General features: G+C 65.0%; 12 protein-coding genes. 8 read left to right on the forward strand and 4 right to left on the reverse strand.

All coding sequences use genetic code 11. The annotated features are described in order from the left end of the window. Nucleotides 1–181: 181 nt before the first annotated feature. From E8F12_RS00845 to E8F12_RS00855, 3 genes are all read left to right on the forward strand, one after another. Nucleotides 182–376 (forward strand): hypothetical protein, encoded by a 195-nt coding sequence (locus E8F12_RS00845; protein WP_280291197.1) that lies wholly within the window; start codon nucleotides 182–184, stop codon nucleotides 374–376. Nucleotides 377–628: 252 nt separating this feature from the next. Continuing rightward, entirely contained in the window at nucleotides 629–1,129 is a 501-nt protein-coding gene (locus E8F12_RS00850) for a hypothetical protein (protein WP_280323390.1), read from the forward strand. A 121-nt stretch (nucleotides 1,130–1,250) separates the two neighbouring features. Next, nucleotides 1,251–1,421, forward strand: a complete 171-nt coding sequence (locus E8F12_RS00855; RefSeq protein WP_280323391.1) for a stress-induced protein — start codon at nucleotides 1,251–1,253, stop codon at nucleotides 1,419–1,421. Between the two features lie 128 nt (nucleotides 1,422–1,549). Here the strand turns inward: E8F12_RS00855 and E8F12_RS00860 are convergent, their stop codons facing one another. Next, complete coding sequence (locus E8F12_RS00860) at nucleotides 1,550–1,909, reverse strand: DUF3509 domain-containing protein (RefSeq protein ID WP_280323393.1); 360 nt, start codon at nucleotides 1,907–1,909, stop codon at nucleotides 1,550–1,552. 379 nt (nucleotides 1,910–2,288) lie between these two features. Here E8F12_RS00860 and E8F12_RS00865 point away from each other — a divergent pair, with 379 nt between their 5' ends. The 4 genes from E8F12_RS00865 to E8F12_RS00880 all read left to right on the forward strand — a co-directional run bounded on the left by E8F12_RS00865 (nucleotide 2,289) and on the right by E8F12_RS00880 (nucleotide 4,024). Beyond that, on the forward strand, nucleotides 2,289–2,564 hold the full coding sequence (locus E8F12_RS00865) for a hypothetical protein (protein ID WP_280323394.1): 276 nt from the start codon (nucleotides 2,289–2,291) through the stop codon (nucleotides 2,562–2,564). Between the two features lie 99 nt (nucleotides 2,565–2,663). Continuing rightward, nucleotides 2,664–3,005: an FKBP-type peptidyl-prolyl cis-trans isomerase gene (locus E8F12_RS00870; protein WP_280291201.1), complete on the forward strand. Its 342-nt coding sequence runs from the start codon at nucleotides 2,664–2,666 to the stop codon at nucleotides 3,003–3,005. A gap of 96 nt (nucleotides 3,006–3,101) precedes the next feature. Beyond that, nucleotides 3,102–3,245 carry a hypothetical protein gene (locus tag E8F12_RS00875; RefSeq protein WP_280323395.1) on the forward strand — a complete coding sequence of 48 codons (144 nt, stop codon included), beginning with the start codon at nucleotides 3,102–3,104 and terminating at the stop codon, nucleotides 3,243–3,245. Between the two features lie 74 nt (nucleotides 3,246–3,319). Further along, nucleotides 3,320–4,024 carry a glutathione binding-like protein gene (locus E8F12_RS00880; RefSeq protein ID WP_280323396.1) on the forward strand — a complete coding sequence of 235 codons (705 nt, stop codon included), beginning with the start codon at nucleotides 3,320–3,322 and terminating at the stop codon, nucleotides 4,022–4,024. Between the two features lie 175 nt (nucleotides 4,025–4,199). On the opposite strand, the gene E8F12_RS00885 is transcribed toward E8F12_RS00880, so the two are convergent. The 3 genes from E8F12_RS00885 to E8F12_RS00895 all read right to left on the reverse strand — a co-directional run bounded on the left by E8F12_RS00885 (nucleotide 4,200) and on the right by E8F12_RS00895 (nucleotide 8,612). Further along, entirely contained in the window at nucleotides 4,200–5,171 is a 972-nt protein-coding gene (locus E8F12_RS00885) for a GTP-binding protein (RefSeq protein ID WP_280323397.1), read from the reverse strand. Between the two features lie 18 nt (nucleotides 5,172–5,189). Then, nucleotides 5,190–6,929, reverse strand: coding sequence for an amidohydrolase (locus E8F12_RS00890; protein WP_280323398.1), 1,740 nt, complete (start codon nucleotides 6,927–6,929; stop codon nucleotides 5,190–5,192). Nucleotides 6,930–7,028: 99 nt separating this feature from the next. Next, nucleotides 7,029–8,612 (reverse strand): amidohydrolase, encoded by a 1,584-nt coding sequence (locus E8F12_RS00895; RefSeq protein WP_280323399.1) that lies wholly within the window; start codon nucleotides 8,610–8,612, stop codon nucleotides 7,029–7,031. A 156-nt stretch (nucleotides 8,613–8,768) separates the two neighbouring features. Between E8F12_RS00895 and E8F12_RS00900 the strand changes: the two genes are divergently transcribed. After that, the gene (locus E8F12_RS00900) at nucleotides 8,769–9,674 is read left to right on the forward strand and encodes a LysR substrate-binding domain-containing protein (RefSeq protein ID WP_280323400.1); all 906 of its coding nucleotides are present in this window, start codon (nucleotides 8,769–8,771) and stop codon (nucleotides 9,672–9,674) included. Nucleotides 9,675–9,836: the final 162 nt, after the last annotated feature.

Consider the following 9,836-nt stretch of genomic DNA (forward strand, 5'->3'; position numbering starts at 1 on the left):
CCCGGTCCGGCCACACAGGCCGGGCCCTTCGCCCCGCGGCGTTCGGCTCCTTGCCGCGGGGCCCTTTCTGCCTCTGCAGGCACTTCTGCGGACCAGGAGCCTTCACTACATCAAGGATGGCAACGCCGAATTCGGAGCTTGTTCTGAATACCCAACCCTTGATCTCGACAGGAGACACACCATGAAAACCCTTATCACTTCCGCCACACTGCTCGCCGTCGTCCTTTCCGCCGGTACCGCCATGGCATCGGGAGGCGGTGATCGCGTGATCAAGCGCTACGAAACGCGCCTCGCCCAGGTCGAACTGCAGAAACGCCAGGCCCAGGAAGCAGTAGCGCAAGAAAAGGAACTCGCCGAGAAAGCGAAACGTGGTTAAGCCACTGCGGGGGCAGGTTCGCCTGCCCCTTTCTGCGCCCGCCACTCGGTAGTAGACATCCACGGCCCTGGAACGCCGAGGCATGGCTCCGGCGCGCTGTCCCCAGTAGGGTGTGCCATGCGCACCGCCTGCAGGGTCGAACCCTGCCCCCTATCCAATCGCTGGTGGGCACGGCGCATCCTGCATCATTTCCGACGGCCACGACCACCGGTACCTGCGCCATTGCCAGTCCTGCAACAGCCAGCTAGGGTCATGCCAACAGCAGACCAAGCCAGCCCCATGCCCACCGACGCCCAGATACTCGCCGCCATAGACGCCGCCTTCGGCGACTGCCCGCGCCCGGAGCATTTCACCAACTACCGGCACTGCTGCGAATGCGCCGAACATGACGAGCTGTTGTGCAGCCGCGACCGCAGCACCCTGCAACATGCCGATGTCGGCAATGCCGGATGGGACCCCATCTGTTTCTGCTCCCCGGAAGGCATCGCCTATTACTTGCCGGCCCTGGTGCGCTTCGCCCTCGACGAGCCGGGGGAGCATCTTGACTGGTATGGCTGGCAACTGGTCTTCCACCTCTATCAGGGTGCTGCCTACAACGTCTTCCTCAATCACTGCGACGCGAGCCAGCGCCAGGCGGTCGCCGCCCTGCTCGCGCACCTGGTGGAGACCCGCGCCGAGTTGCTGGAAATGGAAGCTGACGATGTGCTGAGAGCCCATGAGATCTGGTCGACCCATGGCGCCCAGGGGGCCTAGCCGACCCACCGCTCTGACGCCATCGATCTAAAAACAGAACGAACGATCCGCCGCCGCGTCGTCTCCGATTAGGTCAGGTGCCTAGCGCGCCTGCATTTCAATCCCAACGGAGGATCTCAAAATGCCCGAACAACGTGGCGGCAACAAAGGCAACTTCCCCGGTGGCGACCGTGACCGTACGCCTGGATCCGGCAAGAAAGGCGAGAACATGGGCGGCGGCACCATCAAGAAAGACCAGGAGCGTCCCATGGATACCGGACGCAAGCCAACGCGGAACCCAGGCCGGCCGTAACGCCTGGGCAAGCCCCGATATCGTGAGTGGCGGAGGATGCGCCACTCTCGGCACCGACTTTCGCGCGCCTGGTTCACCTCTAAACTCGCTCCTACGCAAAGTTCCGCGACAAAAGCAATCGACCCAAATCAGACCCGCTGCCGGCTTTGCATGCGGTCATGCTCCAGCTTGCGCCGGGCCACCAGGGTCTTGGCCGCAGTCATATGGATGGGGCCGCCCAGATAGGTCGGCAGCTCGCGGGAAACCCAGTCGATGCCCTTGCCATTCCAAACCACCTCGCCCGCCTCCAGCTTCATATCGCGCTGCAGTTCGCGGATCGCCTGACGTACGCACGTTTCGCTGTAGAGCGCGTCGCTGTCGATGGCCTTGTAGACAGGCTTGCCGTCTACCCCTACCAGGGTAAGGAGCAGCGAGCCGTCCGGCCGCGGCTTGATGTCGACCTGGTGTTGCGGGAAGGCGTCGTAGAAAGCGGTGAATACGAGTTTCATCTGGGACTCCTGTTCGGTTGTTGGGCTCCTATTCCAAGCAGTAGCCGTGCCTGATTCAGCGCACCCGTGAAACAACCCATGAATCAATAACCTGGGATCGTTGGCCGGTGATGTGCCGTAGGGAGATTTGCATGATTCGCTTTTGCCATCCGTGCAATCTGCATGACGCTGGCGCCTGCTGTCGTGCAGAAGGACCCGGCCTCGCTGTCCCGCGTTCTGGTCGTTATCGGCTCATCGCGCAACGACGGCTCCTGCCCCAACGAGTTATCCAGATCCTGGCGCCTGGCCCGGCTGGCCTACGAAGAACTGCGCATGGCGCACATAGCAGACGGGGTCGCACTGCTGAGACGCCTGCAGGACATGGTCGAAAGCGCTGCCCATGGATGGGGTGCTGGAGCAGGCCGTCAAGTTCGCGCTGCGAGGGCTCTACCTGCTGCTGCGGCTGGCCGTCTGGCTTGTGCTGGAACTGGGCATTGAAATCATCCTCTGGCAGGTGGGCTGGTGCGCCTGCCGGACGCTGACGCTCAACCGATACCCGGGCGTCCCCATCACTGGCCAGAATCAGGCATCGAGGCTTAGCCTGTTTCTAGTCTGCAGCATCGGCTTCGTAGCCCTGGTAGCGATCGGCATCGGCCTGGCGCTGCAGTCAGGTTGAATAGCGCTGGCATCGCTTCCGGTTGCCAGCCCGCTCGAATCCTGCGAAAAGGCAGCCCGAAATGGCCACACCCGGCCGCAGAACCAAGGAGCACGACGAATGAGTCACGAACTGCAGATCACCGATATCCAGCTGGGCGATGGCAAGGAGGTGGTCAAGGGCGCCCTGATCACCACCCACTATCGGGGCACCCTGGAAGACGGCACGGAATTCGACTCTTCCTATGCCCGCGGCAAGCCGTTCCAGTGCGTGATCGGCACCAGGCGCGTGATCCGCGGCTGGGATATCGGCCTCATGGGCATGAAGGTGGGCGGCAAACGCAAACTCTTCGTTCCGGCACACCTGGCCTACGGCGAACGCCAGGTCGGCGCCCATATCAAACCCAACTCCAACCTGCTGTTCGAGATCGAGTTGCTGGAAGTCCTCACCCGCGACGACTGATCGCCCTCCCCGCTGGCGATCCAGAGCAGCCGGGCCGCACGGACCACGGCGGGCACCTGCCGCTGCCCGGCGCTGCTGTATGCCGTGAGCATGGGAATGATCGCTTTCCTCGCCTCGGGCCTTTCCGCCCACTACGCCCAGGTCGGCAGCCGGGGTGGCGACCGGGCGATGCTCTGGCTCTCCCTGGGGGTGATGCTCGCGGCTATCGCCCTCAGCCGTCTGCCAACCGCCAGGAGTTGAACCAGGACCTTCCGCTGCCCGTCCATGGACGGGTAAGGTTGCCTATCCGCCCCAACCTCGAACAGGGAGTCCCCATGCACGATCTGTCGGCTTTCCCCATCACCCGCAAATGGCCCCCGACCCAGCCGGACCGCCTCCAGCTCTATTCCCTGCCGACGCCCAACGGCGTCAAGGTGTCCATCATGCTGGAGGAGACGGGGTTGCCCTACGAGCCGCACCTGGTAAGTTTCGAGCGCAATGAGCAGATATCTACGGCGTTCCTCTCGCTCAACCCGAACAACAAGATTCCCGCCATCATCGACCCCAACGGCCCGGATGGCCGCCCACTGCCGCTCTTCGAATCCGGCGCCATCCTCATCTACCTGGCGGACAAGACCGGCCAGCTGATGCCCGAGGACGCCACCGGCCGCTACGAGTGCATCCAGTGGTTGATGTTCCAGATGGGCGGGATAGGCCCGATGTTCGGCCAGCTCGGGTTCTTCAACAAATTCGCCGGCAAGGACTACGAGGACAAGCGCCCCCGCGACCGCTACGTGGAAGAATCCAGGCGCCTGCTGGCCGTGCTCGACCAGCGCCTGGAGGGCCGCGACTGGATCATGGGCGAGCAGTTCAGCATCGCCGACATTGCCACCTTCCCCTGGGTGCGCAACCTGGTCGGTTTCTATGAAGCCGGGGAACTGGTGCAGTTCGAGCGCTTCGCCAATGTGAAGCGGGTGCTGGAAGCCTTCCTGGCGCGCCCGGCGGTGATCCGCGGGCTGGGGATTCCCGCGCGGGATTGAACGCCGGAAGGCCGACTTCACTGTAGGGGCCGTCACCCGGATGCAGAAGCCCTGTGGGGGCGATTTCAATCGCTGAGCAGGCCGAAGGTCTGCCCTCCAGACCATCGGAGGGCAGCTTCGCCGCCCTTAGCGAATGAATTCGCCCCCACAAAAAGCAGGCCTGCAGGGTGACAGACTACCCGGCTATGCACGCCTCGAACGCCGCCTGCAGCCCTGCCGCATCGACGGCGCCGCGCTTGCCGATGACGATCAACTGGGTATGCGGCGCCCTGCCCTCCCAGCCCTCTTCCGGCTTGATCTCGCTGCGGCTGCCCACCAGATGGAGGACACAGCGCTTGCCCGGCGCTTCGGCGAGCTGGCATACGCCCTTGGCGCGGTAGATCTCGCTCGGCAGCCCGGCAAGGGTCTTGCGCAGCGCCTTGAGGGCCAAGGGTCGCTCGCTGGAGAAACTCCAGGTATCGAATACGCCACCATGGTCCGGCGGCGCTGCGGCCAGCACAGGAGCCGGCGCGGCGGTTGCTGGCTTGAAGCGCCAGGTGGACTTGAAACGCCCGACACCCAGCACCAGTTCCAGCGGCACATCGCCGAACCGGCTTTCCAGCAGCCGCGCATTGGGGTAGAGCCAGCGCGCCTTGAGGGCCTCGACCTGCTCACGGCTGACCCGATCCACCTTGTTCAGGACGATGATGTCCGCCACATCCAGCTGCTCCATGGCCAGCTGCGCCATGTCGCCTTCGAGGCTCTCGAACTGCTCGGCATCGACCACCGTGAGGATGCTGTCGATGGCCAGCGCCTCGCGGAACTGAGGGTAACGCAGGGTATTGGCGATCTTGCCCGGGCTGGACACCCCGCTGGCCTCGATGACGATGTATTCCGGCCGATTGGCGCGGTCGTCCAGCAGACGCCCGAGCTGCTCGATCAGGTCGCTTTCCACCGTGCAGCAGATGCAGCCGTTGGCCAGGCTGACCATGGTCTGGGTCTGGCGGACGATCAGCTGGCTGTCGATGTTGATCGCGCCGAAGTCGTTGACCATCACCGCCATGCGCAAGCCGTGGTCACTGGTGAGGATGCGGTTCAGCAAGGTGGTCTTGCCGGCGCCGAGGAAGCCGGACACCAGGGTCACAGGAATCGGGTCGTGTCTGATCATGTTCTTGCCTCGCGCGCCTCAGAGGATGTTGGGCAGCTCGCCACGCCAGGTAGCGGCGTAGGAAGTGCCGTCGAACTCGCCGTGACGGTCCCAGGTCACCTCGCCTTCCAGCAGCGTCAGCTGCACCTGGGTGGCGTGGATATTGCCTTTGGGTTCCAGCTCGAACAGGTTGCGGTCGAGCACGATGAGGTCGGCGGACTTGCCCACCGCGATGGAACCCGCCTTGTCCTCGATGCCCATGCACCAGGCGCCGTTGAGGGTCATCACGCGGATGGCCTGCTCCAGGGAGATCGGGTTGCCGTAGAAGCGACCCTCTTCCTCGCCGAAGGGGTTCTCGCGGGTGACCATGGCCTCGAAACCTATCCAGGGGTTGATGCTGGATACCGGCCAGTCGGTGCCCATCACCGCCACGCCGCCATGCTCCAGCACGCCCTTGAAGTTGTAGGCGCGCTGCATGCGGTCTTCGCCGAACACGGCGCGGGCATAGGCGAAGGAGGACGGGAACCAGCCCACGGGGGAGAACTCGGCGGTAACGTTCAGCTCCGCAAAGCGCGGCAGGTTGGCGTCCAGCAGCGTGGTGCTGTGGGCGCACTGGTGGCGCACACCGCTATAACCATTGCGCCGGCGGGCTTCGGCCACGGCGTCGAGGAACAGGTCGGAGGCGCCATCACCGGTGCAATGGGCGATCACCCGGATGCCCTTGCGGTCCATGTCCACCACCATGTCGGTGATGTGTTCCGGGGTCAGGTTGAGGTGCCCGCGCCAGCTGCTGTCGCCCGGCCAGGCGCTGGACAGGTAGGACGAGCGCGATTCGTGGGTGCCGTCGAAGTGGAACTTCACCGCATTGGCGTTCAGCCGGGCGCTTCGGTAGAAGTGCCGTTCGCCGGCCAGCAGCTCCCAGCGGCGCTTCACTGGGAAGATGTCGTCCTGCCAGCTGATGGCGGCCTCCACCCGCACCGAGAGCTCGCCGACCTGGTCGATGGACTTCAGCGCGTTCAGGCGGTGTTCGCAGACGTGCACGTACTTGGTGCCCACCACGCCATGGCCGCTCTGGAACCACACGCCTTCGCGGTAGGCGCGCTTGAGCGCGTGCTGCGGGGTCGGCGGCATGGCGGCGTGGATCAACGCATAGGCGCCGTCGACCAGGATGCCGGTGGGCGCGCCGGTGACGCTGTCGCGCTCGATGTAGCCGTGGCGCGGGTCCAGGGTGTCGGCGTCGATGCCGGCCAGCTCCAGGGCCTTGGAGTTGACCATCATGCAGCCCCAGGAACGGTCGAGGATGGCCACCGGGCGATCCGGCAGGACGCTGTCCAGCCAGTCGCGATCCGGCACCAGGCCGGCCTGCTTGAAGGTGTAGCGGACGAAGTACTGGCCATAGACCCAGCCGTCGCCCGGGTGGGCGGCCGCGTAGTCGAGGATGGCCTGCCTGACCTGCTCCGGGGTCGGGTCTTCGACGCCGACTTCCAGGTAGCCCGCATAGCCGGGCGCCAGCTTCAGGTCCGGGTGGGTGTGCATGTCGTAGAGGCCGGGCATGGCGAAGCGGCCCTGCAGGTCCAGGACCCGGGTTTGGGCGCCGACCAGGCTTGCCACGCTGGCATTGTCGCCGACGGCGATGAAGCGCCCGCCACGAATGGCCACGGCCTCGGCCCAGGGGTTGGCCGCATCCACCGTGTAGATGCGGCCGTTGGTCAGCACCAGGTCGGCGGCGCCGGCGGGACCGGGCACGTTGCTGGAGCGGAAGTCGGTTGGGTTACCCATGACAATGGCACCTTTGGGGAAAAGAGCGGGCTTCCTGCCCGCCTTGGGTCAATCAGTCGAGAAGCGTGTGGCCGCACAAGGCCAGGACCGGCAGCGCAATCACTCGTCGTCGCGTGCGGGAATCCACCACTCCTCGCCACGCACGGTGCGGATGTATTCCGGCCAGCGGAAGCGATGGGGAGCCTGGAAGCCCGGCGGCAACAGGGGGGCCTGCCAGCGGCTGCCACCGATACCGCCGCCGGTTCGCTCGACGAATTCCGCGCGAGCGGCCGCCAGCAGCTCGGGCCGGGTGAAGAGGTCCACCAGGGTCGCGGCGATGGTCTTGGCCGCCACCTGGATCATCGGGTCGATGGTCTGGCGGATGCCGCCCAGGGCGTTGGCCACCCAGTCCGGGTAGACATAGCCGGCCGGCGCCGCGAGCATCGGCCGCGCCACCAGCAGGCGCACGGTCGGGCAATGCCAGGTGTATTCCGGGTAGTCGTCCGAGGTCAGGTACTTCTGCCAGGCCGGCATTTGCTGGCGCAACTGGCGCTCACATTCCTGTGGTTCGATCAGTTCTTCGGTGGCCGGCAGGAAGGGCTTTTCCATGGGTTCCAGGCCCAGGTTGGCCTGGATCTCCTGGGCGATCTCGATGGCTTCGCCGTTCCAGCGCGGAGCACCGACCGCCGCCAGGTTGTCGTAGGTGGCCTGGGCCAGCGCATGGTTGGGCAGACCGCCGCGGGACTTGCAGACCCAGGTCTTCTTCCACTGGCAGCCAGTGGCCAACGCGGCCGCTGTGGCGTTGTTGTCCATTACCTGGGCGATGGTTTCGGCCTGCTCGATGGAATCGCAGCGCAGCAGGTACTGGATCTGCGAGATATGCGGCGGCAGGTTGTCGGCCGTGGCCTGGCCGGCGGTGAGGATGGCCTCGTTGTAGCTCCACAGCCCGGTGAAGGGCAGCGTCGAGCGGCGCAGGCTCTCGTTCAGGGTGTAGAAGTGCACCAGCGCATCGTTGGCGCCCGGCGCGCGGGCGGCCAGGTGGTTCTGCGGAATCGGGCTGTACTTGTCGGAGGCGATCCAATTCTGCGGATCGTCGCAGGTGAAGGTGTAGATGTAGGCGTAGGCGATGCCGCAGTGGGTGTCCCAGGTGGTGGTGTTGTTCAGCGGCAGCATGTAGGTCGGGTGGAAGCTGATGGCCGCGTCGAGGTCGTCGTAATAGCCCTTGGCAGCATGCACCGGCTTGGAGGCCCGCAGCTTTTCCGCCGGCTCGCCGAAGAACTTCAAGGTGCCCTGGATGCCGTGCTCCAGCATTGCCGCCTTGGCCGCCAGCAAACCACCCAAGGCGCTGATCCCCAGTGCCGAATGCGGATCGGTATGGCCGGGCGCAAAGCGCGACAGGCCGTCACGCGGCATCTTGCGGGTGGCCGCGGCCTGACAGTTGCCGGGCACCGCGTCGTACTCGCCATAGGTGGCCAGAATCGGCCCCTCACCGTTCTTGAAGGTGGCGCAGAAGGCGGTCGGCATGCCACCGCTACCCTCTTCCACGTCGAACCCTTCCTTTCGCAGCAGCTCGATGTACCAGGCACAGGACTTGTACTCGCGGAACGCGGGTTCGGCGTAATGCCAGATCACCTGGTGCCAGTCCGACAGCGTCTTGTGGTGGTTATCCACCCATTCCAGGGCAAATTGCTTGGGCTCGTGCATGAACGGAATTCCTTGATGGTGTGACGACTCCTGTCCGCGCAGACCGGCCAGGGGCGAGCTGGCCCTAGTATTGTTGAAGCAAGGCATACAACAATCGATTTATTTCGCCACTAATGTTTAGATATTTTCAACAGACACCCGCAATCCGGAGCCACCATGCGCTTTCCCTCGATGACCGCCCTGCGTGCGCTGGACGCCGTCGCCCGCCTCGGCAGCGTGTCCGCTGCCGCCCATGAGCTCAACCTCACCCGCAGCGCCATCAGCCACCAGATCAGCAGCCTCGAAGAGAGCCTCGGCTTCACCCTCACCGAGCGCATCGGCCGTGGCATCGGCCTCACCTACCAGGGCGAACGCTACGCGCGCGAGGTACACAAGATTCTTTCCAACCTCGAAGAGGCCAGTCGCCGCCTGGATGACCAGCAGGTGTCCGGGCGACTCTGCGTGAGCTGCAACCCCGGCTTCGCCACCTACTGGCTGTGCCACCACATCGGCGGTTTCCTGCGCCAGTACCCGCAGGTCCAATTGCAGCTGATTTCGCCGCGCGCACCCGATGACGTCAGCAACGCCAACGTCGACCTGTACATCGCTTACGGCATCGGCGACTGGCCGGACCTCGCGGTCGAGCAGATCGTCGCGCTGCGCTTTTTCCCGGTGTGCAGCCCGCGCCTGATCAACGCCCTGGGCGGCCTGAAAAGTGCGCAGGAGCTGAGCGGTTTCCCCTTGCTGCACATGACCGACTACAGCGACTGGCGGGTCTGGCTCACCGCCGCTGGCGCCTCGAACATCGACGCGGCCACCGGCATTGTCTTCTCCGATGCCCACTGCGCGCAGTCCGCCTGCATCGCCGCCCAGGGCGTATCCATCGGCGACAACCTGATCAGCGGCGACGCCATGGCGCGTGGTCTGCTGGTACGGCCCTTCGAGATCTCCATCGATTCCCACCGCGGCTACTACCTGGTCGCCGACCCGCAAAAAGCAGAACGTCCTGCCGTGCAGGCGTTCAGCAACTGGGTGAAGACCCAGCTGCAGGCCTCGACCCAGCTCTGGCAGGACAACCGCTGACACCTTGTCCGGCCTCCCTGTAGGTTGGGCCAAGCGCAGCGCGGCCCTACGAAGGGGCCAGGCCAGCGCCGATGCGTTGGGCTTCGCGTAGCTCTGCCCAACCTACGGGTCCCAACAGCCCGTAGGCTGGGTTGAGCCTGCGATACCCATCACTCTCGGCCC

It is taken from the genome of Pseudomonas sp. BN102, assembly GCF_029871245.1.
GTDB lineage: Bacteria > Pseudomonadota > Gammaproteobacteria > Pseudomonadales > Pseudomonadaceae > Metapseudomonas.

Coding starts and splice junctions, on each gene's coding strand:
- E8F12_RS00845 (WP_280291197.1), top strand. CDS start 182: ATGAAAACCCTTATCACTTCCGCCACACTGCTCGCCGTCGTCCTTTCC.
- E8F12_RS00850 (WP_280323390.1), top strand. CDS start 629: ATGCCAACAGCAGACCAAGCCAGCCCCATGCCCACCGACGCCCAGATA.
- E8F12_RS00855 (WP_280323391.1), top strand. CDS start 1,251: ATGCCCGAACAACGTGGCGGCAACAAAGGCAACTTCCCCGGTGGCGAC.
- E8F12_RS00860 (WP_280323393.1), bottom strand. CDS start 1,909: ATGAAACTCGTATTCACCGCTTTCTACGACGCCTTCCCGCAACACCAG.
- E8F12_RS00865 (WP_280323394.1), top strand. CDS start 2,289: ATGGATGGGGTGCTGGAGCAGGCCGTCAAGTTCGCGCTGCGAGGGCTC.
- E8F12_RS00870 (WP_280291201.1), top strand. CDS start 2,664: ATGAGTCACGAACTGCAGATCACCGATATCCAGCTGGGCGATGGCAAG.
- E8F12_RS00875 (WP_280323395.1), top strand. CDS start 3,102: ATGATCGCTTTCCTCGCCTCGGGCCTTTCCGCCCACTACGCCCAGGTC.
- E8F12_RS00880 (WP_280323396.1), top strand. CDS start 3,320: ATGCACGATCTGTCGGCTTTCCCCATCACCCGCAAATGGCCCCCGACC.
- E8F12_RS00885 (WP_280323397.1), bottom strand. CDS start 5,171: ATGATCAGACACGACCCGATTCCTGTGACCCTGGTGTCCGGCTTCCTC.
- E8F12_RS00890 (WP_280323398.1), bottom strand. CDS start 6,929: ATGGGTAACCCAACCGACTTCCGCTCCAGCAACGTGCCCGGTCCCGCC.
- E8F12_RS00895 (WP_280323399.1), bottom strand. CDS start 8,612: ATGCACGAGCCCAAGCAATTTGCCCTGGAATGGGTGGATAACCACCAC.
- E8F12_RS00900 (WP_280323400.1), top strand. CDS start 8,769: ATGCGCTTTCCCTCGATGACCGCCCTGCGTGCGCTGGACGCCGTCGCC.